Origin of the sequence: Pseudooceanicola endophyticus (assembly GCF_018760365.1) — a bacterium.
Classification (GTDB): domain Bacteria; phylum Pseudomonadota; class Alphaproteobacteria; order Rhodobacterales; family Rhodobacteraceae; genus Pseudooceanicola; species Pseudooceanicola endophyticus.
The window spans coordinates 303,027-324,587 of sequence record NZ_JAHIAB010000005.1 but is presented as its reverse complement, the minus strand read 5'-3'; the positions used below and the strand labels follow the sequence as shown (position 1 = coordinate 324,587).

Annotated in this window: 27 protein-coding genes and 1 tRNA gene; 21 read left to right on the top strand and 7 right to left on the bottom strand. The window is 68.0% G+C overall.

All coding sequences use genetic code 11. The annotated features are described in order from the left end of the window. Window positions 1-141: 141 nt before the first annotated feature. Together KM176_RS11565 and KM176_RS11560 are read right to left on the bottom strand one after the other, a co-directional pair. On the bottom strand, window positions 142-624 hold the full coding sequence (locus KM176_RS11565) for a hypothetical protein (RefSeq protein WP_215558781.1): 483 nt from the start codon (window positions 622-624) through the stop codon (window positions 142-144). Window positions 625-685: 61 nt separating this feature from the next. Then, complete coding sequence (locus tag KM176_RS11560; protein ID WP_160896727.1) at window positions 686-1,102, bottom strand: hypothetical protein; 417 nt, start codon at window positions 1,100-1,102, stop codon at window positions 686-688. A gap of 437 nt (window positions 1,103-1,539) precedes the next feature. Between KM176_RS11560 and KM176_RS11555 the strand changes: the two genes are divergently transcribed. The 7 genes from KM176_RS11555 (at window position 1,540) to KM176_RS11525 (ending at window position 5,338) form a co-directional block, all read left to right on the top strand. Next, a complete protein-coding gene (locus KM176_RS11555; protein WP_160896728.1) occupies window positions 1,540-1,848 on the top strand; it encodes a helix-turn-helix transcriptional regulator in 309 nt (102 codons plus the stop codon). A 223-nt stretch (window positions 1,849-2,071) separates the two neighbouring features. Next, the gene (locus KM176_RS11550; RefSeq protein ID WP_160896729.1) at window positions 2,072-2,359 is read left to right on the top strand and encodes a hypothetical protein; all 288 of its coding nucleotides are present in this window, start codon (window positions 2,072-2,074) and stop codon (window positions 2,357-2,359) included. A gap of 103 nt (window positions 2,360-2,462) precedes the next feature. After that, entirely contained in the window at window positions 2,463-2,708 is a 246-nt protein-coding gene (locus tag KM176_RS11545) for a hypothetical protein (RefSeq protein WP_160896730.1), read from the top strand. Window positions 2,709-2,787: 79 nt separating this feature from the next. After that, the gene (locus KM176_RS11540) at window positions 2,788-3,441 is read left to right on the top strand and encodes a hypothetical protein (protein WP_160896731.1); all 654 of its coding nucleotides are present in this window, start codon (window positions 2,788-2,790) and stop codon (window positions 3,439-3,441) included. 89 nt (window positions 3,442-3,530) lie between these two features. Continuing rightward, window positions 3,531-3,680: a hypothetical protein gene (locus KM176_RS11535; protein WP_160896732.1), complete on the top strand. Its 150-nt coding sequence runs from the start codon at window positions 3,531-3,533 to the stop codon at window positions 3,678-3,680. Window positions 3,681-3,806: 126 nt separating this feature from the next. Continuing rightward, the gene (locus tag KM176_RS11530; protein WP_160896733.1) at window positions 3,807-4,067 is read left to right on the top strand and encodes a hypothetical protein; all 261 of its coding nucleotides are present in this window, start codon (window positions 3,807-3,809) and stop codon (window positions 4,065-4,067) included. Between the two features lie 32 nt (window positions 4,068-4,099). Next, on the top strand, window positions 4,100-5,338 hold the full coding sequence (locus tag KM176_RS11525) for a site-specific integrase (protein ID WP_160896734.1): 1,239 nt from the start codon (window positions 4,100-4,102) through the stop codon (window positions 5,336-5,338). A gap of 71 nt (window positions 5,339-5,409) precedes the next feature. Here KM176_RS11525 and KM176_RS11520 read toward each other — a convergent pair. The 4 genes from KM176_RS11520 to pdxH form a co-directional block, all read right to left on the bottom strand. After that, window positions 5,410-5,486: transfer RNA gene (locus tag KM176_RS11520), tRNA-Pro, on the bottom strand. A 149-nt stretch (window positions 5,487-5,635) separates the two neighbouring features. Then, window positions 5,636-6,112: a DUF192 domain-containing protein gene (locus tag KM176_RS11515; protein ID WP_236045281.1), complete on the bottom strand. Its 477-nt coding sequence runs from the start codon at window positions 6,110-6,112 to the stop codon at window positions 5,636-5,638. Between the two features lie 58 nt (window positions 6,113-6,170). After that, entirely contained in the window at window positions 6,171-6,665 is a 495-nt protein-coding gene (locus KM176_RS11510; protein ID WP_311136197.1) for a cold-shock protein, read from the bottom strand. Between the two features lie 143 nt (window positions 6,666-6,808). Continuing rightward, window positions 6,809-7,414 carry a pyridoxamine 5'-phosphate oxidase gene (gene pdxH, locus KM176_RS11505; protein ID WP_160896736.1) on the bottom strand — a complete coding sequence of 202 codons (606 nt, stop codon included), beginning with the start codon at window positions 7,412-7,414 and terminating at the stop codon, window positions 6,809-6,811. A gap of 133 nt (window positions 7,415-7,547) precedes the next feature. On the opposite strand from pdxH, the gene fabI reads away from it, so the two are divergent. From fabI to KM176_RS11460, 9 genes are all read left to right on the top strand, one after another. Further along, the gene (gene fabI / locus KM176_RS11500; RefSeq protein WP_160896737.1) at window positions 7,548-8,354 is read left to right on the top strand and encodes an enoyl-ACP reductase FabI; all 807 of its coding nucleotides are present in this window, start codon (window positions 7,548-7,550) and stop codon (window positions 8,352-8,354) included. 109 nt (window positions 8,355-8,463) lie between these two features. Then, the gene (locus KM176_RS11495) at window positions 8,464-9,096 is read left to right on the top strand and encodes a LysE family translocator (RefSeq protein ID WP_160896738.1); all 633 of its coding nucleotides are present in this window, start codon (window positions 8,464-8,466) and stop codon (window positions 9,094-9,096) included. A gap of 50 nt (window positions 9,097-9,146) precedes the next feature. After that, the gene (gene gpt / locus KM176_RS11490) at window positions 9,147-9,653 is read left to right on the top strand and encodes a xanthine phosphoribosyltransferase (RefSeq protein WP_160896739.1); all 507 of its coding nucleotides are present in this window, start codon (window positions 9,147-9,149) and stop codon (window positions 9,651-9,653) included. Window positions 9,654-9,949: 296 nt separating this feature from the next. Next, entirely contained in the window at window positions 9,950-10,312 is a 363-nt protein-coding gene (locus KM176_RS11485; protein ID WP_202398069.1) for an acylphosphatase, read from the top strand. Beyond that, complete coding sequence (locus tag KM176_RS11480; RefSeq protein ID WP_202398070.1) at window positions 10,305-10,943, top strand: Rieske 2Fe-2S domain-containing protein; 639 nt, start codon at window positions 10,305-10,307, stop codon at window positions 10,941-10,943. Before KM176_RS11485 ends, KM176_RS11480 begins: the two co-directional genes overlap by 8 nt. Further along, on the top strand, window positions 10,940-11,770 hold the full coding sequence (locus KM176_RS11475) for an aromatic ring-hydroxylating oxygenase subunit alpha (protein ID WP_160896740.1): 831 nt from the start codon (window positions 10,940-10,942) through the stop codon (window positions 11,768-11,770). The genes KM176_RS11480 and KM176_RS11475 overlap by 4 nt, the downstream gene beginning before the upstream one ends. After that, a complete protein-coding gene (locus tag KM176_RS11470; RefSeq protein ID WP_160896741.1) occupies window positions 11,767-12,396 on the top strand; it encodes a glutathione S-transferase family protein in 630 nt (209 codons plus the stop codon). The genes KM176_RS11475 and KM176_RS11470 overlap by 4 nt, the downstream gene beginning before the upstream one ends. Window positions 12,397-12,416: 20 nt before the next feature. Next, window positions 12,417-13,583: an aminotransferase gene (locus KM176_RS11465; RefSeq protein ID WP_160896742.1), complete on the top strand. Its 1,167-nt coding sequence runs from the start codon at window positions 12,417-12,419 to the stop codon at window positions 13,581-13,583. A gap of 151 nt (window positions 13,584-13,734) precedes the next feature. Next, window positions 13,735-15,582: a peptidyl-prolyl cis-trans isomerase gene (locus tag KM176_RS11460; RefSeq protein WP_160896743.1), complete on the top strand. Its 1,848-nt coding sequence runs from the start codon at window positions 13,735-13,737 to the stop codon at window positions 15,580-15,582. 157 nt (window positions 15,583-15,739) lie between these two features. On the opposite strand, the gene KM176_RS11455 is transcribed toward KM176_RS11460, so the two are convergent. After that, window positions 15,740-17,173 (bottom strand): polysaccharide deacetylase family protein, encoded by a 1,434-nt coding sequence (locus tag KM176_RS11455; RefSeq protein ID WP_160896746.1) that lies wholly within the window; start codon window positions 17,171-17,173, stop codon window positions 15,740-15,742. 193 nt (window positions 17,174-17,366) lie between these two features. Between KM176_RS11455 and trpD the strand changes: the two genes are divergently transcribed. From trpD to KM176_RS11430, 5 genes are read left to right on the top strand one after another with little or no spacing between them, the layout of a single operon-like run. Next, entirely contained in the window at window positions 17,367-18,386 is a 1,020-nt protein-coding gene (gene trpD, locus KM176_RS11450; protein ID WP_160896747.1) for an anthranilate phosphoribosyltransferase, read from the top strand. Then, window positions 18,383-19,060, top strand: a complete 678-nt coding sequence (locus KM176_RS11445; RefSeq protein ID WP_160896748.1) for a uracil-DNA glycosylase — start codon at window positions 18,383-18,385, stop codon at window positions 19,058-19,060. The genes trpD and KM176_RS11445 overlap by 4 nt, the downstream gene beginning before the upstream one ends. Further along, on the top strand, window positions 19,057-19,869 hold the full coding sequence (gene trpC, locus KM176_RS11440) for an indole-3-glycerol phosphate synthase TrpC (protein WP_160896749.1): 813 nt from the start codon (window positions 19,057-19,059) through the stop codon (window positions 19,867-19,869). Before KM176_RS11445 ends, trpC begins: the two co-directional genes overlap by 4 nt. Next, window positions 19,869-20,342 carry a cyclic pyranopterin monophosphate synthase MoaC gene (gene moaC / locus KM176_RS11435; RefSeq protein WP_160896750.1) on the top strand — a complete coding sequence of 158 codons (474 nt, stop codon included), beginning with the start codon at window positions 19,869-19,871 and terminating at the stop codon, window positions 20,340-20,342. The genes trpC and moaC overlap by 1 nt, the downstream gene beginning before the upstream one ends. Next, on the top strand, window positions 20,339-21,517 hold the full coding sequence (locus tag KM176_RS11430) for a molybdopterin molybdotransferase MoeA (protein ID WP_160896751.1): 1,179 nt from the start codon (window positions 20,339-20,341) through the stop codon (window positions 21,515-21,517). Before moaC ends, KM176_RS11430 begins: the two co-directional genes overlap by 4 nt. Window positions 21,518-21,561: the final 44 nt, after the last annotated feature.

Sequence of the window (21,561 nt, the reverse complement as noted above, 5' to 3'; positions counted from 1 at the left end):
CCCACCCGATGCGATTGATCTTCTGGGAAATTTCGGCCTGTCCCCGGCTGGGGCAGGCAAAGGTTTCGACACGACCACAGGTGTCGCAAAGCGCCGTGGCGCGGGGCTGTCCCGGCTCGCGCGCGCGCGGGGTGACATGGCTCAGGCCCATGGGAGCCCCTCGGGATCGGGTGCCACCACGGCCAGCGTCACGTTGTGGCGGATCGCCCAGGAGGCCACGCCCCAGACCTCCGGCGCCTGCCGCCAGCCGCGCACCGGCGGCACCAGCACCGCCCCCGAAGCCAGCAGCAGCCGGAACGACCAGGCCGACCAGAAGCCGGGCACCCGCTCAGCCGTGGCAAGCCCGGTCTCAGGCCCCGCCAGCAGCGCCGCGGCCAGCACCTGGGGCGAGAGCGCGGCAATCCCGCAGGCGGTGCACAGGCCGCTCCAGCGGGCCGCCCCGCGCAGCTGGCGGGACGTGGCGCGGCCCGGCTGGCCCGGCGTCGCCACATAGGCCACGCGGCCCCGCAGATGCGGCGTGAGGGCCGAAAACGGCCCCGTAATCAGCAGACCCGAGCCCAGGGCGCGGTCATAGAGCCCCGCCCAGTCCGGCGGGCTCTGCGCCCAACTTCCACAGCCGGCCATCTGCGAGCCGCCTGAGATAGATCTGGCGGTCGAACCCATATTTCCTCGGAAATTCAGAGGCTCATGCATCTTTTCGACCTTCCGTCTCAAGAAGAGCCAAAAGATCCTGCGAAGCTGAAATGGCCTCGCGTAGTTCCTTCACTGCCAGATCGACAGCGCCGCCCCCCAAAAGCCTGAAAATCGCATTGGCCACGTCGCCATTCTCGGCAATGACCTGCGCCGCCCGTTCCTGCAGGATGCCTTTGGCGCCACGACCAGCGCGTCGGTCCGCCAGCATATCAGTAATGGGCCAGCGCCCTAGTTCATCCTCCATCGCGGCCCAATGGCGCGTAGGGATCGGCATTTGGTCATTGCATTGCTTCGAGATGGTACCCTTGGAACACCCCAGTAGCGCGGCCGCAGCTTCGACGCCGCCAAAGTCACGCACCATCTGTCCGAACAGGGCACGGATCGCCGGGCCCTCGTAGACCTGGATCATTGCGAAACCTCATTTCCTTGGAATTTTGAGAGCCCGATGGCAACAAAGGGCAGACCCGGTCGGTCAAAGCATTCGCACGAAAGCAAGGGACGGATCATGCGGCGTCACCGCGGCGGGGAGACAGGCATGTCGTCTCCCCCACGAAGAACTATGAACTTGAAGAGAGAAGTCGGCGGCCTGGGAAGTTGTTGTTCATCCGCGAGCGCGACAAGCGCGAGGTAGAGCTTCGCCGGCAACTTCTCCGCCGTCATGTGACTGTGCAGCGTAGTCGCCGCGATGCCCAAGCGTCTTGAGACAGGCCGAAAGCCACCAAGTTCTTCAATAAGTTGTCGAGGAGCTCCATACATAGCGGGAAGCTATGGTCCGAATTTTTCAGACCGTCAATAGTCCGACACGTTTTGGTTCCAAATTTTCGGACCAAGGACGATACAGAACCCATGACACATGACGAGCTTGAGAAGCTGTTTCGACTTGGCGACACCTCAAACGAGGCGATCCGACTGCGCCTGATCGCCGCCCGAGTTTCCACCGGGCTTGGCCAAAAGGACGTCGCGGATGCCGTCGGCATCGCGAAACAGACATATCACTCGCAAGAAGGACGCGGCGCGCCGTCCATTGCAACCGCTCGGTACTTCTACCGAGCGCACGGAATTGACTTCAATTTCCTTTTCCATGGGGACTTTGTGCAGCTGAACCCCGAAGTCCGAGAGCGCCTGGCGGCTGCGGCCCAAAGCGAAGCCGGGTAACCGGGTCAAAGATCCAGTTTAGGTCAAAGCCAAGCCTTCTAGCCCAGACCGCCCAAAACACAAAAGTCATAAGTCGATTCCGAAGTGTTCTCGTTTTGATCTCAATATGCCACACATCGTGCCGGAATGAACAGCCAAGTTTAGTCTGATTTTTTCGGACCATCGTATTGACTGGTACGAATTTTTCGGACAACTTCCCTTCCATCAACCCGATGGAGACCCCATGCCCCTGCCCGAAACCACCGACTGCCATGCGCTGATCCGCTCGCCGGAAATCGCCCTGTCGCACCCCGAGATCGCCCGCGCCGCCTGGTCCCGCGCCAAGGCCGCGCGCGGCGAGGCGATCAGCCCGGAATGCCTCTCGCGCCTGGCGCCGGCCTACCTGCGCACCACGCCTTCCACCCCACCGACCGTCGCCGAACAGATCCAGCCCCACGCGCAGCGGGCCCTCCTGCGGGTGCGCGAGATCATGGCCCGCCGCGGCCTGAGCGGGGCTCCGAAATGCTGCTGACCTGCTGCAAGACGGGCCGCTGGTGGATCTGCCGGAACACCGCCGCCGCCCGCGAGGAAGCCCGCACCCGGGGCCTGGTCGACTACCAGATCGAGCCGCTGCCATGACCCGGATCCACGACCTGCTGGCGCTCTGCCTGCGCAATCTCGAAGGACGCAACGCCCTGGAGCGCGAAGAGACCCTCGCCAATGCCGTGATCGAAACCGGCGGCATTTTCGCCCCCACGCCCATGGGCGGTTTCCAGATCGAGCTGCACGGCGTCCGCGCCTTTGGCCGCACCCAGGCCACCGCTGCCGCCCGCTGGAGCGACCGCGCGCAAGGCGCCCTCGCCGCGCAGCGCCCCGCCTGACACCCCCACCCCGTGCCGCCCTTGCACAGGCCACCGCAGACGCGGCTGGCGGCGGCTTCCCCATGCCCGGAGACACCCCATGAAGATCCTGATCGGCTGCGAAACCAGCGGCGTCCTGCGCCGGGCCTTCGCGGCGCGCGGCCATGAGGCCTGGTCCTGCGATCTGCTGCCCGCCGAGGATCGCAGCAACCGCCACATCACCGGCGACATCCGCGACCACCTGCACGACGGCTGGGACCTGCTGGCCGTCATGCATCCGCCCTGCACGCGGCTCTGCAACAGCGGCGTCCGCTGGCTGCACCGACCGCCGCGCGGCAAGACCCTGCCCCAGATGTGGGCCGAGCTGGACGCGGGCGCGGCGCTCTTCAGCGCCTGCTGGCGTGCAGAGATCCCGCGCGTCGCCATCGAGAACCCGGTGATGCACCGCCATGCCCGCGAACGCCTGCCCGCCGACCTTCCGCGCCCGCAGATCGTCCAGCCCTGGTGGTTCGGAGAGCCGTTCTTCAAGGCGACCGGCTTCTACCTGCGCGGCCTGCCGCCCCTGCGTGCCACGGATCGCCTGACGCCGCCCCGCCGGGCGAACGATCCCGCGCGCCACGCCGCCTGGTCCGCGATCCACCGCGCCCCGCCCGGGCCCGACCGCTGGAAGATCCGCAGCCGGACCTTCGAGGGCCTGGCCGAGGCCGCCGCCGATCAGTGGGGCAACCATGCCCTGCAGCAGATCGCGGCCTGACACCCCGAAACGCAAACGGGCCGCCCCGATTGGATCGGAGCAGCCCGCATCCTTCCCGACAGTGACAGCCACCACCGGAAAGACCTGACATGTTTGATGAAATCACCCGCCTGAGACGCGCCAAGGACGAGGCGCAGCGCATCGCCGACGAGACCGACAACCCCCATCTGCGCCGCGTCTGCACCGCCCTAGCCGGCGAAATGCGGATCATGCTGCGCAACATGAAAAGGGAGTTCTGAGGATGCGGCTGGACTATGCGCCCCGTGCCCCCGAACCCCGCCACGACCTGCTCCCCGGGATCGCGGCGCTTTCCGCCTTCCTCGCTGCCGCGCTCCTTGCCGCTGCGACCGGGCTCGGGGGCACACATGGCTGATCACTCGCTGACTGCCGAGGCCGCCTGCGGCAGTTCCAAATGGGCGGCGCAGTTCCTGGGGCTCAGCCCGGGTGCCTTTTCGGACCGGCGCCGGACGCTGGAGGCCAAGGGCTTTCCCCAGCCCGATCCTCTGTTGAAACTGTACATCAAGGCCGATGTCATGGCCTGGCTTGAGACCCGCCGCCGCATCCGGGACGGCGACAAGATGCCCGAGGACGGCGAAAGACCCCGCCTCAACCTCGGCGCGCTCTGACCTGCCCATTTCTTCAGGACGAAAGTGAACCAATGGCTTACAAGGAAGCCCTGTGGGACGGGTCCGACCCGTCCTATGCCCCGGGTGCGGTCAGGGGCCGCAACTACTGGTACTGGAAGCCCAGCGGCAAGTTCCGCCAGATGGGCTATGCCAAGACCTCGGTGCGGCTGACCGGCGAACACGGCGACGGCCAGGACCTGCTGCGCGCCCGCGAATGCCGCGAGCTGACCCGAGAGATGCTGGCCTTTTTCGGCGTCTCCATCGACAAGCACGAACCGGGCACCTGGGGCTGGCTGATCCACCGCTACAAGACCGACCGGCACAGCCCGATTCACGGGGTCAAGCAGAACACCCGCGAGGGCTATATCTGGGCGCTGGATCGCTGGGATGCGGCCATCGGCCATGTACTGGTGTCGAAGACTGATTACGTGATGATCTGCGACCTGCGCGACGCGATGAAGGCGAAGGGGCGCAACGACGGCTATGTCTCAAGGATGTTCGACCGGCTGCGGACGGTCGCCAAATACGGCAAGCTGGTGAAATACGCCCCCGCCCGCGATGTATCCGAGATCTTGAGCGACATGCGCTTTCAGTCGGCGCCGCGGCGTGCCGTCACCCCCACCCGCGCGCAGATCCGCGCCATCGTGGACGAAGCCGATGCCCGGGGCCTGTTCGGTTTTGCGACCGGGCTGCTGATTCAGTGGGTCTTCTGCCTGCGCGCGGTCGATGTGCGCGGCCAGTGGCTGGAATGCGACGCAGATGCCTCCGGCATCGTCCGCAAGCGCGAGCGTGATCGCAAGAATCGGCACCTGCCCGACAGCCACGAACGTTGGCAGGACGGGCTGACCTGGGACATGCTGGACCCCGGACTGACCTATTTCGACAAGGTCATCTCGAAGACCTCGAAATCCATGCCCGACCCGATCCGCTTTGCCCTAACCGACGCGCCCGAGATTCGGGCCCGCCTGTCGATCCTGGCGCTGCGCGGCCGCAGTGGCCCAGTGATCACCAGCGAACGCACCGGCCTGCCCTATACCCGCTATGGCTGGAGCCAGGTCTTCCGTCGCATCCGTGACGATCTGGGCTTGCCGAAGGATCTAACGGTGATGGATACCCGCGCCGGCGCGCTGACCGAGGCCAAGAACCTAGGGGTGGATCCGTTCATTCTACGGGACGCCGGACAGCATCTGCACGTCTCGACCACCGATCGCTATGCCCGTGGTCGCAGTGAGTCGATTGCCAAGGTGGTGAAGCTGCGCAGCGGCAGCTGACCCTTTCGTCACAACAGCCGTCACAACGGCACCAAATGTCACAACGGAAGCTTCCGTAAGCCTTTGATTTATGGTCGGGGCGGCGAGATTCGAACTCACGACCCCCTGTACCCAAAACAGGTGCGCTACCAGACTGCGCTACGCCCCGGACCGTGCCCTCCCTCTAGCGAAGCGGAAGGGGATTGAAAAGACCCAAGCTGCAGCGCCCTGCGTCACCCGCCGGACGCCGCCCCGAAAAGCCCGCAACGCGCCAAGGGGGGACCCGGCGGCCGGGCCGGCACGCGGGCCCCGAAAGAGTCAGTCGGTGCAGGGCCATGCGGCGGCGGACTGGTCCAGGTAGGGGCTGCGCATCACCGTGCCCGGCCCCAGCCCCATGCGCGCCGCCAGCCCCCCGTTGATCTCCAGCACGAACTGGCTGCCGGGGGCGCCGGGCAGATCCGTCTCGTCGCCGGGCACCGCGTTGGCGGCGACCGACCGGACCGTCCCCGAAGCATCAAGGAACAGAATATCGAGGGGAATCAGCGTGTTCTTCATCCAGAAGGCGATGCGCGGCTGGGCCCGCTCATAGACGAAAAGCATCCCCGCACCGGTCGCCATCGTCTCGCGCCACATCAGGCCCTGGGCCCGCTCGGCGGCATCATCGGCGATCTCGACGGAAAAGCGGGCCACACCGCCGCTGCCGCGCAGCTCGACCCGGTCCGCCCGGCAGGCAGCCATCGCCGGCCCCGAAGCCATCACCAGAAGCGCCAGAGCGCCACACCAGATCCCCCGCATCGACGCGCTCCCGGACTATGAAACTGCCGGACGCATGGTGGCGCCCGGCAGCAAAAGGTCAATGGGTGGCGTTCTCCCAGGCGCAGATCTCGGTGGCCATCAGCCCCCGCTTTCCATCCATCACCCGCAAGGCCACGGCCTCGCCCGGTGACAGGTCGCCCAGTCCCGAGGCGCGCAGCACCTCGACGTGGATGAAGATGTCGTCGTTCTTGCCGAAGATGTTGGCGAAGCCGAACCCCTTGGCCTTGTCGAACCATTTCACGCGCGCCGGCTGCAGCGGTGCGGCTTTCAGCTCCTCCTCCCCAAGCGCGCGGAAATCTTCCAGCGACGCCTTGTCGGAATTCTCCGGCGGCAGGATCTCGACAACTTCCACCGCCTGCACGCCACGCGGCGTCACCTGCGATACCAGTTCTACCCTGGCTCCATCGGCCACGGTGCTCTGACCAAAATTCCTCAGCACATTCGCGTGCAGAAGAATGTCAGGCCCGCCCTCCTCGGCCACCACGAATCCGAAGCCCCGCGCCGGATCAAACCACTTTACGCGTCCGATCACGTTTCGGGCATCTTGCTCGTGCTTATTCAAGCCCTACTCCATAAATTAATGGGCCGCAGCGCGTTGTCCCGACGCGCCCCAGCCTGTCCCCAAATCGACCGCTTGCGCGGCGGCCCCGTTCCCACCCCGCCATAATTGCGAATTCAGGGATTGAGGCGCTGAATGTTCCAACCGGAAGACATGTCGTTGCGCGTCCAGCGGAACCGGTCATGCAACCGAAACGCACCGTCCGCCCAGAACTCGATCTCCACCGGTTCCAACTCATACCCGCCCCAGAACGGAGGACGCGACGGCGTCATTCCCTTCTGGGCCGTTACCTTAGCCACCTCGGCCATCAGCGCCGCCCGCGACTCCAGCGGTCGGGACTGGCGCGACGCCCAGGCCCCAAGCCGGGACTTGAGCGAACGCGAATTGTAATAGGCGTCGGCGTCCTTACCATCGTAGCGTGACACGTGTCCCCTGACACGAATCTGGCGTCTCAAACTCTTCCAGTGCATGACAAACGCCGCTTTGCCGGCCAGGTCAAGCTCGCCAGCCTTAGCGCTTTCGTAATTCGTATAAAAGATGAAACTCCTTGCAGTAATTTCCTTCAAGAGAACCATGCGCACATTCGGCAGGCCATTGGCATCGACAGTGCCCAGGGCAATGGCATTGGGATCATTGATCTCGGCCTCGGTGGCCTCGGCCAGCCAGCTCTGCGCAATCTGGAAGGGATCGTCCCCGGCGAAAATCCCGCTGCGGTCGGACATGGTCTTCTACTCCCGATAGAAACATACGGGGACGTGCGCTTCGAGGCCAACTGCCCCCGAAGGCAGGCTTGAAGCGCCCCCCCCTATCGCTTAAGGGAGTTTGACCGGAAGTTACAGGGCGGAGAGCGCTACGATGGCAAACACCCTCATGGCTGGCAAGCGCGGCCTGATCATGGGCCTGGCCAATGACAAATCCATTGCCTGGGGCATCGCGCAGGCGCTCGCCGATGCCGGCGCTGAGCTTGCGTTCAGCTACATGGGCGATCAACTGAAGAAGCGCGTGGTGCCGCTCGCCGATCAACTCGGCGTGACCAAGCTCTACGATTGCGACGTCGGCTCGGAAGAGTCCGTCGACGCCTGCTTCGACGCAATCAAGGCCGACTGGGGCACGATCGATTTCATCGTTCACGCCATCGGCTTTTCTGACAAGAACGAGCTGCGCGGCCGCTATGTCGACACCAGCCGCGCCAACTTCAGCCTGACGATGGACATCTCTGTCTACTCCTTCACGGCCGTCGCGCAGCGCGCCGAGAAGCTGATGGGCGAAGGCGGCTCGATGCTGACGCTGACCTATTACGGCGCCGAGCAGGTGATGCCGCATTACAACGTCATGGGCGTGGCCAAGGCGGCGCTGGAGGCTTCGGTCAAGTACCTGGCCGAGGATCTGGGCAAGGACGGCATCCGCGTCAACGCGATCTCCGCCGGCCCGATCAAGACGCTGGCGGCCTCCGGGATCGGCGATTTCCGCTATATCCTGAAGTGGAACGAGCTGAACTCGCCGCTGCGGCGCAACGTGACGACGGCGGATGTGGGCAAGGCCGCCCTCTACCTGCTGTCGGACCTGGCCTCCGGCACCACCGGCGAGACGCTGCACGTCGATTCGGGCTATCACATCGTCGGCATGAAGGCCGTCGACGCCCCCGACATCGACAAGAGCTGATCCCGCGACCGGGCCCGACCCGGCGCCACCACAGACACGGGCCGCCCGGCAGACCCGCCGGGCGGCCCCTTTGCCGTCTGCCCCCCGAAGCCCGATCCAGAGCACAGCCATGTCCCAGATCCTGCTGACCGTCTTCGCCGTCCACCTGGTGGCGGCGATCTCGCCCGGCCCCGCCGTGCTGATGACCATGCGCACCGCCATGACCGGCGGCATGCGCCGCGGCGCGGCCTTCGCCACCGGCGTCGGCATCGGCGCGGTGATCTGGGCGGCGGCGGCAGTGCTCGGGCTGGCCACGCTGTTCCAGTTCGCCCCGAAGCTGCTGATCGCGCTGCGCGTCATCGGCGCGCTCTACCTGTTGCACATGGCCTGGAAGATGTGGCGCGGCGCCGCGCAGCCGCTCGGGCTCACGGCGGCAGAGGTCGAGGCGAAAACCGCCGCCCCCGGCGCCCGCGCCCTGCTCCGCTGCACGCTGCGCGCCACGCTGACCCAGCTGTCGAACCCGAAGGGCGCCATCTTCTTCGGCGCCGTCTTCGTCACCCTCGTTCCCCATGACGCCTCGCCGGGCCTGTTCGCCGCGATCCTCGCGGTGGTCTTCGCCAACGAAGTGCTCTGGAACCTGCTCGTCGCGAGGATTTTCTCGCTTGAACGCACGCGCGCAGGTTATACACGTCTCAAATCCCCGATCGACCGCGTCCTGGGCACGCTTCTGGCGGCCCTTGGCATCAAGATCGCGGCGTTCTGAGACAGCGCCCGCAGACCAACCGCAAGAAAAAGAAGAGAAGAGAGACCGCCATGACCGATCGCCTGCCCCACGAGAAGGGCTTCCATGTCTCCTGGGACCAGATCCATCGCGACTCCCGCGCCCTTGCCTGGCGCCTCGACGGCAAGGGTCCCCTCGAAGGCGGTGCCTGGAAGGCCGTCGTCGCGATCACCCGCGGCGGCATGGCCCCGGCGATGATCATCTCGCGCGAACTCGACATCCGCACCGTCGACACGATCTCGGTGAAAAGCTACGACCACCAGACCCAGTCCGAGGCCCATGTGCTGAAAAGCCCCGACACCGCGATGATGGGCGACGGCACCGGCATCCTGGTGATCGACGACCTGGTCGATTCGGGCCGCACGCTGGAACTGGTGCGCCAGCTCTATCCGAAGGCGCATTTCGCCACCGTCTACGCCAAGCCCAAGGGCAAGCCCCAGGTCGACAGCTACATCACCGAAGTGTCCCAGGACACCTGGATCTTCTTCCCCTGGGACATGGCCCTGCAATACGTGGAACCGTTCCGCGGCACCGTCTGACCCGCGTCCGGGGCGCCCCTCATCCGGGCGCCCTTTTGCTGTCCGGCATTTTCTTGTTTCAAATACCTCCGGGGGAATTGCGCCGCAGACGCAAGGGGGGCAGCGCCCCCGACCACCCGCCGCCCCCGACCGCCCCCGCCCCGGGCAAGGCCCTGCCTCGCACAGACCGCCGCCGCCTGCCACTTGGGCAGTTGCCCGCCCGGCGGCCCCGCCTGCCCCGGCGTCGCGGCACCGCGCTGTCGCCATCGCCCGACACCCGTCCTATCACGGAAGCGACGGACAAGACCGGATCTGCCATGACCGACCAGAGCGACACAGATCAGAGCGACACAGGCCAGAACGATACGCCCCGGGGCGCCCAGAACGGGACCGTCGCGCACGGAACCGGACCGGAGCGGACCGAACGGTTCGAGATCCGCGGCCGGGTCGGCGCGGCCTCCTTCCCGCCCTGGATCCGCCGCCACGGCGCGCGGCTGGGGCTGGAGTGCCGGGACCTGGCGCAGCAGGAGGCCCGGGTCTCGCTGCTGCTGACCGGTCCGCCCGCCCTGCTCGACGCGATGGAGATGGGCTGCTCGCTCGGCCCCTGGGACATCTGGGTCGAGCAGATCGACCGCTTCCCCCTTTTCCCCGACGCCCCGGACGGAGCCGCAGATGACTGACACCCCCCGGACCCCTTCTCAGGGAACGCCCCCGCAATGGACCCCTGTCGCCCTGTCGCGCGACCTCGCCCCCGCCACTGCCATCCCGGTGATCGCCGAGGGCACGGAACTCGCGCTCTGGCGCGGCCGCTCGGGCCGCCTCGCTGCCTGGCACGACCGCTGCCCGCACCGCGGCATGCGCCTGTCGCAGGGCTTCGTGCGCGACGACATGCTCAGCTGCCTCTACCACGGCTGGCGCTACGACCTTGAAGGCCAGTGCCGCAAGATTCCCGCCCATCCGGAGCTGGAGCCCAACAAGGCGATCTGCGTCCCCGCCTGGTCCGTGACCGAAGCCACCGGCATCATCTGGGTGTCCGAGACCGGCAGCGGCGCCCCGCCCGACACCGGGGCGCTGGCGCCGCTGCGCTCGCTCACCGTCGAGCGCTCCGAGGATGCGCTGCGCGACCATCTGGGCGACGGCGTGGTGATCGAGTTCGACGGGCTGCACCTGCTGCTTCAGGGACTGCCGCAGGGCCGTTGCGTGCTGCATGCCCTGACCGGGCCCGGCCTCGATGCCGCCGGCCAGCGCGCCGCCTCGCACCGTCTGGAAGCCCTGCGTACCCGTTTCGAGGACAGTGAGGACATCGCATGAAGGACTGCTGGTTCCCCGTTGGCGCCGCCGACGACATCCCCTCCGCCCCGGGCCGCGAGACCCTGCTGATGGGCGAACCCATCCGCCTGTTCCGCAAGGCCGGCCAGATCCAGGCCTGCGACGCCGAGGGCCGCGACCTGCCGGTCACCGTGGCCTATGATCACGTCTGGACCTCGCTCGGGACGCCTTCGCAGCCGATCTTCGCGATCCCCGAAGCCGAGGAGCCCGGCCGCCGCTTCGTGCCCTGCGGCCATGTCCGGGTCGCCTGCTCGCCGCTGCGCGCGGTGGAAAACTTCCTCGACATCGCGCATTTCCCCTTCGTGCACACCGACATCCTGGGCGCCGAACCCCATACCGAGGTCTACCGCTACGAGGTCAAGATCCGCGAGGAAGAGGACGAGGTCTGGGCCACCAAGGTGCGCTTCTACCAGCCCCAGGCCGCCAAGGCCGCCGAGGGCGGACAGGAGATCGAGTACATGTACCGCGTGCCCCTGCCCACGGCCTCGGTGCTCTACAAGACCTGCCCTTCCAAACCCGAAGCCTGGGACGTGATCGCGATCTTCGTCCAGCCCCTGACGGAAACCACCTGCGTCGCCTGGCCCTGGATGGCGCTTTACGACGACACCAGCAGCCAGGCCGATCTGGTGGGTTTCCAGCAGATGATCTTCCTTCAGGACCGGGCCATCCTGGAAAACCAGGTGCCCGCCCTGCTGCCGCTCGATCCCGGCAAGGAGATCCCGACCCGCGCCGACATGACCTCCATCGCCTACCGGCGCTGGCTGAAATCCCACGACTACACCTACGGCGCGCAACTGGAGGCCCAATGAAACTCTATGACTGGGTGCTCAGCCCCGATTGCTACAAGGCGCGGCTGCTGGCGGCGCTGACCGGCCAAAGCCTGACGACCGTCGCCACCGACGTCTTTCCCGGCAAGGACCATCTGACGCCCGCCTTCCGCGACATGAACCCCCGCGCCACGCTCCCGGTGCTGGTGGCGGGGGATCTGGTGCTGACCGAGGTTCCGGCGATCTTGATCTACCTCGGCGGCGACTGGGGCGGCGACAACGCGACCGAGCGCGCCCGCCAGGCCGAATGGCTGACCTTCTCGCAGCGCCTTGCCGGCACGCTGGGGCTGGCGCGCCGCATCGACATGATGGATGCGCCGGGCGATCTGGCCCAGGCACAGCGCGACGGCACCCGCCTGCTGCGCCAGCTTGAGGCGCGGCTGTTCGACCGCCAGACCCTGGGCCATGCCTTCCTGACCGGCCCCGCGCCGACGCTGGCGGATATCGCCTGCTTCCCGGACGTGATGCTGGCCCCCGACGGCGGCGTATCGCTGGCGCCCTATGCCGCGATCCGCGCCTGGTCCCGCGCCATCCGCAGCCTGCCGGGCTTCATCGAAATGCCCGGCATTCCCCGCCTGCACGAACTCAGCCCCGAACCGGGCGCCTGAGCCAGACCCGGAGACGCGTCATGACCCTGACCCGCACCGCATCCACCTTCGCCCCGCCCGTGATGGAGGCCCGCCGCTGGATTGCCGGCGTCACCTTCCCCCCCGAGCGTCCGCTGATCAACGTCTCCCAGGCTGCGCCGGTGGCCGCGCCCCCGCCGCAGATGCGCGCCGCCATGGCCGCCTTCCTGGAAGAGACCGAGACCCATCTTTACGGCCCCGACCTTGGTCTGCCGGCGCTGCGCGCACGCATCGCGGCCGACTGGTCGCAGGCCTATGGCGGGCAGATCGGCCCCGAACAGGTCGCCGTCACCGCCGGCTGCAACCAGGCCTTCTGCGCCGTCATGGCCGCCCTCACCACCGAGGGGGACGAGGTGATCCTGCCGACGCCCTGGTATTTCAACCACAAGATGTGGCTGGATATTTCCGGGGTGAAGGCGGTGCCGCTGGGCACCGGGGCCAACCTGCTGCCCGATCCGGAGGAAGCCGCCGCCCTGATCACCGGGCGCACCCGCGCCATCGTGCTGGTCAGCCCCAACAACCCCACCGGCGCGGAATACCCGCCCGAACTGATCGCGGCCTTCCGCGACCTGGCGCGCGCCCGCGGCCTGAAGCTGGTGGTGGACGAGACCTATCGCGATTTCCACTCGCGCCCCGGTGCGCCGCATGACCTGTTCACCGATCCGGACTGGGCAGATGTGCTGGTGCATCTCTATTCCTTCTCCAAGGCCTACCGGCTGACCGGGCACCGCACCGGCGCCATCGTCGCCTCCGAGGCGCTGCTGGCCGAGGTCGAGAAATTCCACGACGCGGTGGTGATCTGCGCGCCCACGCTGGGCCAGCGCGCCGCGCTCTGGGGGATGGAGAACCTCTCGCAATGGCTGGCAGGCGAGCGCGCCGAGATCCTGGCACGTCGCGCCGCGATCCTTTCGGCGAAGGAGACGCTGGCGACCAAGGGCTGGATCCTGCACGAGGCCGGTGCCTATTTCGCCTATCTCACCCACCCCGAGACCGGTACCTCCTCGGCCGATCTGGCGCCGCGGCTGGTGCGCGAAAGGGGCGTGCTGATGCTGCCCGGCACCATGTTCATGCCCGAAGGCGATCCGCTGGGCGCCGCCCAGATGCGCGTGGCCTTCGCCAATCTCGACGTGCCCGGCATCCAGGCCTTCGTCGAACGCATGACCGCCTGAGCGGAACGTGAAACCGGCAGGTTCGGGTGCGCTTGCCCCGTACCTGCTCAGGCTTTAACAAGGGCCGACCACGCCGGGAAGGCCTTCCCGGCGCAACCATTCCGTGGCCCGGCTTCACGCCGCCGGACCCGACACGAGCGGAGGACACCGCATGGCGGCCAAGAAATCGAAATCCCTGGTCTGGGGGCTGATGATCCTGCTGATCCTCGGCCTTGGGGGCTTCGGAGCGACCAGCTTCTCCGGCACCGTCACGACGATCGGCAAGGTCGGCGACAAGCCCATCCGGGCCAGCGCCTATGCCAATGCCGTGCAAAGCCAGATGAACAGCATCGGCCAGCAGATGGGCAACCAGCTGACCTTCCAGCAGGCGCAGATGTTCGGCATCCCCAATGCCGCGATCTCCCAGCTGGTCGACCAGCGCGCGCTGGATGTCGAGGCCGAGAAGATCGGCCTGTCGGTCGGGGACGCCAATGTCGCCAAGCAGATCGAGCAGATCCAGGCCTTCAAGGGTCTGGACGGCAAGTTCAGCCGCGAGAACTACAATGATGCGCTCAAGCGCGTCGGCCTGCACCAGGCCGATTTCGAATCCGACCTGCGCGACGAAAGCGCCCGCTCGATCCTGCAGGGCGCCATCGTCTCCTCGACCCGGATGCCCGCCGCCTATGCCAAGACCCTGGCCTCCTACATCGGCGAGACCCGCGCGGTGACCTATGGCGTGATGACCTCGGAAGACCTGAAGACCCCGGTTGCCACCCCCACCGAGGATGAGCTTCAGGCCTATTACAAGGACCATATCGCCGAGTTCACCGACCCGGAGAAGAAGCGCATCACCTACGCGATCCTGTCGCCCGATGACCTGCTGGACGAGGTCCACGTGGACCAGGCCAACATCGATGCGCAATACGAACAGCGCAAGGACGAGTTCGAGCGCCCCGAGCGTCGCCTGGTCGAACGGCTGGTCTTCCCGGACGCGGCCTCGGCCAAGGCCGCCAAGGCCAAGCTTGACGATGGCAGCATGGATTTCGACGCGCTGGTGAAATCGCGCGGCCTCGACCTGTCGGACATCGACATGGGCGACGTGGCGCAGTCCGACCTGTCGACCAAGGCCGCCGGCGACGCGGTTTTCGCAGCCAAGTCCGATACCGTGGTCGGCCCCGTCGACAGCGATCTGGGCCCGGCGCTCTATCGCATCAACGGCATCCTGACCTCCGACAGCACCCCCAAGGCCGAGGCCGAGAAACAGATCCGCGAAGACCTGGCCGCCGATGCCGCCCGCCGCGCCGTCGCGGCCAAGGAAAGCGACCTGGAGGATGAGCTGGCCGGTGGCGCGACGCTTGAGGACCTGACCAAGAACAGCAAGATGCAGCTTCAGTCGATCGACTGGTACAAGGGCATGACCGACGGCATCGCGGCCTATTCCGACTTCGGGGTCGAAGCCGCCAAGCTGACCGCAGACGACTACCCCGAGATCAAGGAGCTGGATGACGGCTCGATCTACGCGATGCGTCTGGACAAGGAGATCCCCTCGGCGCCGCAGCCCTTCGAGGACGTGAAATCCAAGGTCGCCGAAGCCTGGACCAAGGCGCAGACGCTGAAGGCGCTCGACGCCCAGGCGCAGGACCTGATCCAGCAGATGAAGGATGGCAAGACCGCGCTGGCCTCGACCGGCCTGCAACTGACCACCGAGACCGACGTGACCCGCAACGGTTCTGTGCTGGGCACGCCCGATGGCTTCAACGCCGCCGTCTTCGCGATGAAGAAGGGCGACTACAAGGTCCTCGACGACGAGGAACGGGTGCTGATCCTGCGCCTCGACAGCGTGGCCCAGCCGGCAGCGGACGACAGCGACAACCAGTCGATGCAGAGCCAGATCGAAAGCCGGGTTTCCTCCTCGCTGGCGCAGGATCTTTACGAGGCCTACATCAAGGACGTCCGCGCCCGGGTGGACGTGAAGATCAACGAGGATGCGGTGAACGCGGTGAACGGCCAGTTCCGCTGAACCGCCGCCCCGTTGGGAAAATCGAAAATGCCGGCTGCCCCGCAGCCGGCATTTTTCGTGACGGCAGGGCGCCATGGGCCGGGGCCGCCCGGCAGGCGCAGTCCGATAGGCACAGTCCCACAGGCGCAGTCAGGGCGGGTCGGCCAGCGACGGCCCGTCAGGGATCGAGGCGCTGCGACAGCGGCACCAGCTGAACCGCCCGGGCCTCCGGTCCCAGCCGCCAGGCCAGCAGGCGGGCCAGCGTCTCCGGGGTCAGCGGCATCACCGCGATGGCCCCGCCGGTGCTGCGCGCCGCCTCTGCCGCCCGCTCCGGATCGGTGACGGCACTCACCTGCCCCAGCACCAGACCCTGCGCCCCGGCAGCGCTGTCCGTCCCGGTGGCCCCGGGCCCCAGCAGAAGGCCGTGACCGCTGGCGGCCAGCGCGTCAAGCGCCGCCGAATCCAGCGGATCGGGCGCCGTTTCCAGCACCGCCACGGCGGCGGGCAGTGCGGCGATCCAGCCGGCGGGCCGCCCCGAAACAGGGCCGATGACCACCTCGCGCCCGGCGGCCCGAAGCCGCCGCATTGCCGCCGTGACGCCCGGCTGCGCGGGGTCCAGAACCAGGGCCAGCGGGCCGTCGAAGGCGCGCAGCCCTGACAGGACGGCCTCCGTTTCGGGCACCAGCACCAGCGCCAGCTGGGGCCGCCCATCCGCCGCGACGGGCGGGGCGGCATTGGCCTTCAGCGCCGGCTCAGCGGCCATCGCGCGCCCGCCAATGCCCGGCAGCGCATCCGAAACGGCAGGGGCGGCGGGCGCGGAAAGCGCGATCATCGGGGTTTCGGGGCGGGCGGCGGTGCCGTGCTGCGCGGTGCCATGGGCGGGCGGCGCCTCGGGGGCTTCCTCGGGGACCGGCAAGGCGGGCCGGTCCTCGGGCTGGGCGCGCTCCGTTTCCGGCAGCAGGGCCCTGCTGTCGGCACCGGAACCGCCGGGCGGCCCGGCCGCCAACTCCGCCCCCAGCTCCGAGGTGACAGCGGGTCCGGCGGCCTTCTGTGCCGGGGCGGAACCGGTGATCTTCAGCCCCGGCACCTGACGCGGCACCGTCTCGGGGTCCAGCGGGCGGCCCGGCGCCCCGGCCCGGCCCGGCAGTGCGGGCGCCCCGGTCTCTGCGGGCGCGGTGACCGGATCGGGCAGCGGCGCTTCGGGGGCATCGGTTTCGATCTCTTGCGGGGCCGGCACGCCGGGGGCCACCTCCCGCGCGGCCGGCAGTCCGGCGGGGGGCTTGCCCGGGGCCAGCACCACCTTGCCGTCATCGGGTGCGGATACTTCCGGCTCGGGCTCGGGCTCCGCCCCGGTGGCGATCTGCCCCGCGACGGGCCCGGTGGCGGGGCTGTCGACCGGTGGCACCGGGGCCACCGGGGCCTCGGCGCGGCTCAGGGCATGGCGGGCCAGCTCTGCCGCCAGCCCCGCGGCGATGGCGCGCTGCTGCTGCCCCGGCGGCGGCAGCTGCGCCCCGCCATAGGCCAGCAGGGCCAGGCCCAGCAGGCTGCCCCACAGCAGTCCGGCCCTCAGGCCGCCCCGCATTCCGACGCCGATGCCGCTGCCCATGTTCATCCGTCCCTTTCTGCCTCTCCCGCCCTCTGGGGGGCGGTTCCCCGTCGTCAGCGCCTCTTGACGCTGCCCGGCTGGCGCGGGATCAATGCCCCCGAAACCAGCGGACCGCACCCTGCCACGCGGGGGTGGAAAAACTATAACACCTTATCCGCCCGGAAAAAGAGGCCCGCAACCCAGAGGGGAAGGAACACCGATGTCCGATGCCATCAAGCCGCTGATCGCCGCCGCCGCGGAACGTCCGCTGAGCGCCGCCGAGGCGGAGAAAGCCTTCACGATCCTCTTCGAGGGCGAAGCCACGCCCTCGCAGATCGGCGGGCTGCTGATGGCGCTGCGCACCCGGGGCGAGACGGTGGACGAATATGCCGCCGCCGCCGCCGTGATGCGGGCGAAATGCAAGAAGGTCAGCGCCCCGGCGGGCGCCATCGACATCGTCGGCACCGGCGGTGACGGCAAGGGCACGCTGAACATCTCGACCGCGACGGCCTTCGTGGTGGCGGGCGCGGGCGTGCCGGTGGCCAAGCACGGCAACCGCAACCTGTCGTCCAAGTCCGGCTCTGCCGATGCCCTTGGCCAGATGGGCGTCAATGTCATGGTCGGCCCCGAGGTGGTGGAACGCGCCTTCGCCGAGGCCGGCATCGCCTTCATGATGGCGCCGATGCACCACCCGGCGATGGCCCATGTCGGCCCCACCCGGGTCGAGCTGGGCACCCGGACGATCTTCAACATCCTGGGGCCGCTGACCAACCCGGCGGGCGTCAAGCGCCAGCTGACCGGCGCCTTCAACGCCCAGGTGATCCGCCCCATGGCCGAAACGCTGGGCAAGCTCGGCTCCGAGAAGGCCTGGCTGGTGCATGGCTCGGACGGCACGGACGAGCTGACGATCACCGGCATCAGCTGGGTCTCGGCGCTGGAAGAGGACGGCACGGTGCGCGACTTCGAACTCCACCCCGAGGATGCCGGCCTGCCGGTGCACCCGTTCGAGGCCATCATCGGCGGCACCCCCGCCGAAAACGGCCAGGCCATGCGGCGCCTGATGGAGGGGGCACCTTCCGCCTATCGCGACGCGGTGCTGCTGAACTCTGCCGCCGCCCTTGTCGTGGCGGGCCGGACGACGGACCTGAAGGAGGCCGCCGCCCTGGCCGCCGAGGCGATCGACAGCGGCGCGGCTCTGGCGCGGATCGAGGCGCTGGCCCGGGTCACCGCAGCAGCATGAGCGAAGCCCTGCCACCTGCCGCATGGGCAGACCTGCCGTTTTTCGCCACCCATTACCCGAAGATCCGCGCCGCCCTTGAAGCCGAGACGCGCCAGATCCTGCCGCCGGCCCCCCAGCGTTTCGCCGCGCTTGAGGCCGCCAGCCCGGACGATGTGCGGGTGGTGATCCTGGGACAGGACCCCTATCCGACCCCCGGCCATGCCCATGGGCTGGCCTTTTCGGCCGAGGCCGAGGTGCGCCCGCTGCCGCGTTCCCTGGGCAATATCTACAAGGAGATGCAGGAGGATCTGGGGGCGGCCCCGCCCAATGCGGACCTGCGTTTCTGGGCCGAACAGGGGGTTTTGCTGCTCAACACCGCGCTTTCGGTGCCCGCCGGAGAGGCCGGGGCCCATGCGAAGCTTGGCTGGTCGGTGCTGACCGCGCAGGTACTTGAACGGCTGTCGGACAGGCCGCGCGCCTTCCTGCTCTGGGGCCGGCCCGCGCAGGGGTTCGCAAAGCATCTTCACGCGCCCTCTTCGGGGCGTGACCACCTGATTCTGGCCTCTGCGCATCCCTCGCCGCTCTCCGCGCGCCGGGGTTTTTTCGGCTCGCGGCCATTTTCAAAGGTCAACGAGTGGCTTAAGGCAGGGGGTGACATGCCCATCAACTGGACGCATCCCGGAGGACATTCATGAGCGAAACGGTTCTGGACCGCATCAAGGCTTACAAGCTTGAGGAGGTCGCCGCCGACAAGGCCGCCAAACCCCTCGCCCAGGTCGAGGACGCCGCCCGCGCCGCTTCGCCCGTCCGCCATTTCGCCGATGCGCTGCTGGAAGCCTCCAAGACCGGCTACGGGCTGATCGCCGAGGTGAAGAAGGCGTCGCCCTCCAAGGGCTTGATCCGGCCCGATTTCGATCCCGCCACCATCGCCGCCGCCTATGAGGCCGGTGGTGCGGCCTGCCTCTCGGTGCTGACCGACACGCCGTCGTTCCAGGGCGCCAAGGAATTCCTCGGCGAAGCCCGCGAGGCCTGCGCCCTGCCGGTGCTGCGCAAGGATTTCATGTACGACCCCTACCAGGTCGTCGAGGCCCGCGCCCTGGGCGCCGACTGCATCCTGATCATCATGGCCTCGGTCAGCGACGAGCAGGCCCGCGAGCTGGAGCAGACCGCCAAGGACTGGAAGATGGACGTGCTGATCGAGGTCCACAACGAGGCCGAGCTTGAGCGCGCCACGCAGCTGGAAAGCCGTCTGATCGGCGTCAACAACCGCGACCTTCACACCTTCGAGACCTCTCTGGACAACACCCGCCGGCTGGCGCGGATGGTGCCCGAGGACCGCATCATCGTGTCGGAAAGCGGGCTGCACACGCCGCAGGACCTGGCCGACATGGCGCTTTACGGGGCGCGCTGCTTCCTGATCGGCGAAAGCCTGATGCGCCAGGACGATGTGGAACAGGCCACCCGCGACCTGCTGCGCGAAGGCTCTGCCGGGCGGGTGATGTGATGGCGCTCACCCATTTCGACGGCAAGGGCGATGCCCATATGGTCGATGTCTCGGGGAAACCCGTGACCGCCCGCATCGCCACCGCCGCCGCCTGGGTGAGGATGCTGCCCGAAACGCTGGCCCTGATCACCTCGGGCGAGGCGAAGAAGGGCGACGTGGCGGGGGTTGCACGGCTGGCGGGGATCATGGGGGCCAAGAAGACCTCGGATCTGATCCCGCTCTGCCATCCGCTGCCGATTTCCAAGGTCACGGTCGAGATCACCCCCGACGAGGGCCTGCCCGGGCTGCGCATCGAGGCGACCGTGAAGACCACCGGCCAGACCGGGGTCGAGATGGAGGCGCTGACCGCCGCCTCGACCGCCGCGCTGACGGTCTACGACATGGTCAAGGCCGCGGATCGCGGCATGGAGATCGGCGGGCTGCGTGTCCTGCTGAAGGACGGCGGCAAGTCGGGCCGCTACGAAGCCCCATGATCGCGGTGGCCGAGGCGCTGGAGGCGCTGTTCGCCCTCGCCCGTCCCCTGGGGCGCGAAACCATCGACCTGCGCGACGCCTGCGGACGGGTGTTGGCGGAAGATGCGGTCGCACAGCGCGACCAGCCGCCCTTCGACGGTTCCGCGATGGACGGCTATGCCGTTCGCGCCGAGGATGCGGTGCCGGGCAAGGTGCTGACGGTGATCGGGGAATCCGCCGCCGGCCATCGCTATCACGGCGCCGTCGGCCCCGGCGAAGCGGTGCGCATCTTCACCGGCGCCCCGGTGCCCGAGGGCGCCGGCCATGTCGTCATCCAGGAGGACGTGGAGCGTGACGGCGACAGGATCACCCTTACCGACCGGCTGGGCAAGGGTACCAACATCCGCCCCGCGGGTGGCGATTTCCGGGTCGGCGACCGGCTGTCGGCCCCGCGCCGCCTGACGCCGCGCGACGTGGCGCTGCTGGCCTCGATGAACATCCCCCGGGTCTGCGTTGCGCGCGCCCCGAAGGTCGCGCTGATCTCGACCGGGGACGAGCTGGTGCTGCCCGGCGACACCCCCGGCCCCGATCAGATCATCGTGTCGAACACCTTCGGGCTGGACGCGCTGTTCCGTCAGGCCGGCGCCCTGCCCCGGATGCTGCCGATTGCCCGCGACAGCCGCGAAAGCCTGATCGCGACCTTTGATCAGGCCCGCGACGCCGACCTGATCGTCACCATCGGCGGCGCCTCGGTGGGCGATCATGATCTGGTGGGACGGGTCGCGGCCGAGCTGGGCCTGGACCAGAGCTTTTACAAGGTCGCGATGCGCCCCGGCAAGCCGCTGATGGCGGGTCGGATGGGTGCCGATGGCCCGATGATGATCGGCCTGCCCGGCAATCCGGTCTCGGCCATGGTCTGCGGCACGATCTTCGTGGCCCCGGTGCTGGAGGCGATGCAGGGCTTGAAGGTCACCGCCGCGCCGCGCCGCATCGCGCGCCTGGCCCACGACCTGCCCGCCAACGGTCCGCGCGAACATTACATGCGCGCCCGGGTCGAGGGCGACCGGATCGAGATCTTCCCGAGCCAGGATTCCTCTCTCCTGACGCTGCTGGCCGAGGCCAATGCCCTGGCCGTGCGTGCCCCCGGCGCCCCCGCCGCCACGCCCGGCGATCCGGTCGAATGGATCGCCTTCTGAACCTTGCGCGAACATCCTCCTATCTCGTTGACACAAAACGGGAA

Bases quoted from the DNA above. Each gene is read 5' to 3' on its own strand.
- KM176_RS11565 (WP_215558781.1), bottom strand. From the start codon at position 624: ATGGCCGGCTGTGGAAGTTGGGCGCAGAGCCCGCCGGACTGGGCGGGG.
- KM176_RS11560 (WP_160896727.1), bottom strand. From the start codon at position 1,102: ATGATCCAGGTCTACGAGGGCCCGGCGATCCGTGCCCTGTTCGGACAG.
- KM176_RS11555 (WP_160896728.1), top strand. From the start codon at position 1,540: ATGACACATGACGAGCTTGAGAAGCTGTTTCGACTTGGCGACACCTCA.
- KM176_RS11550 (WP_160896729.1), top strand. From the start codon at position 2,072: ATGCCCCTGCCCGAAACCACCGACTGCCATGCGCTGATCCGCTCGCCG.
- KM176_RS11545 (WP_160896730.1), top strand. From the start codon at position 2,463: ATGACCCGGATCCACGACCTGCTGGCGCTCTGCCTGCGCAATCTCGAA.
- KM176_RS11540 (WP_160896731.1), top strand. From the start codon at position 2,788: ATGAAGATCCTGATCGGCTGCGAAACCAGCGGCGTCCTGCGCCGGGCC.
- KM176_RS11535 (WP_160896732.1), top strand. From the start codon at position 3,531: ATGTTTGATGAAATCACCCGCCTGAGACGCGCCAAGGACGAGGCGCAG.
- KM176_RS11530 (WP_160896733.1), top strand. From the start codon at position 3,807: ATGGCTGATCACTCGCTGACTGCCGAGGCCGCCTGCGGCAGTTCCAAA.
- KM176_RS11525 (WP_160896734.1), top strand. From the start codon at position 4,100: ATGGCTTACAAGGAAGCCCTGTGGGACGGGTCCGACCCGTCCTATGCC.
- KM176_RS11515 (WP_236045281.1), bottom strand. From the start codon at position 6,112: ATGCGGGGGATCTGGTGTGGCGCTCTGGCGCTTCTGGTGATGGCTTCG.
- pdxH (WP_160896736.1), bottom strand. From the start codon at position 7,414: ATGTCCGACCGCAGCGGGATTTTCGCCGGGGACGATCCCTTCCAGATT.
- fabI (WP_160896737.1), top strand. From the start codon at position 7,548: ATGGCAAACACCCTCATGGCTGGCAAGCGCGGCCTGATCATGGGCCTG.
- KM176_RS11495 (WP_160896738.1), top strand. From the start codon at position 8,464: ATGTCCCAGATCCTGCTGACCGTCTTCGCCGTCCACCTGGTGGCGGCG.
- gpt (WP_160896739.1), top strand. From the start codon at position 9,147: ATGACCGATCGCCTGCCCCACGAGAAGGGCTTCCATGTCTCCTGGGAC.
- KM176_RS11485 (WP_202398069.1), top strand. From the start codon at position 9,950: ATGACCGACCAGAGCGACACAGATCAGAGCGACACAGGCCAGAACGAT.
- KM176_RS11480 (WP_202398070.1), top strand. From the start codon at position 10,305: ATGACTGACACCCCCCGGACCCCTTCTCAGGGAACGCCCCCGCAATGG.
- KM176_RS11475 (WP_160896740.1), top strand. From the start codon at position 10,940: ATGAAGGACTGCTGGTTCCCCGTTGGCGCCGCCGACGACATCCCCTCC.
- KM176_RS11470 (WP_160896741.1), top strand. From the start codon at position 11,767: ATGAAACTCTATGACTGGGTGCTCAGCCCCGATTGCTACAAGGCGCGG.
- KM176_RS11465 (WP_160896742.1), top strand. From the start codon at position 12,417: ATGACCCTGACCCGCACCGCATCCACCTTCGCCCCGCCCGTGATGGAG.
- KM176_RS11460 (WP_160896743.1), top strand. From the start codon at position 13,735: ATGGCGGCCAAGAAATCGAAATCCCTGGTCTGGGGGCTGATGATCCTG.
- KM176_RS11455 (WP_160896746.1), bottom strand. From the start codon at position 17,173: ATGAACATGGGCAGCGGCATCGGCGTCGGAATGCGGGGCGGCCTGAGG.
- trpD (WP_160896747.1), top strand. From the start codon at position 17,367: ATGTCCGATGCCATCAAGCCGCTGATCGCCGCCGCCGCGGAACGTCCG.
- KM176_RS11445 (WP_160896748.1), top strand. From the start codon at position 18,383: ATGAGCGAAGCCCTGCCACCTGCCGCATGGGCAGACCTGCCGTTTTTC.
- trpC (WP_160896749.1), top strand. From the start codon at position 19,057: ATGAGCGAAACGGTTCTGGACCGCATCAAGGCTTACAAGCTTGAGGAG.
- moaC (WP_160896750.1), top strand. From the start codon at position 19,869: ATGGCGCTCACCCATTTCGACGGCAAGGGCGATGCCCATATGGTCGAT.
- KM176_RS11430 (WP_160896751.1), top strand. From the start codon at position 20,339: ATGATCGCGGTGGCCGAGGCGCTGGAGGCGCTGTTCGCCCTCGCCCGT.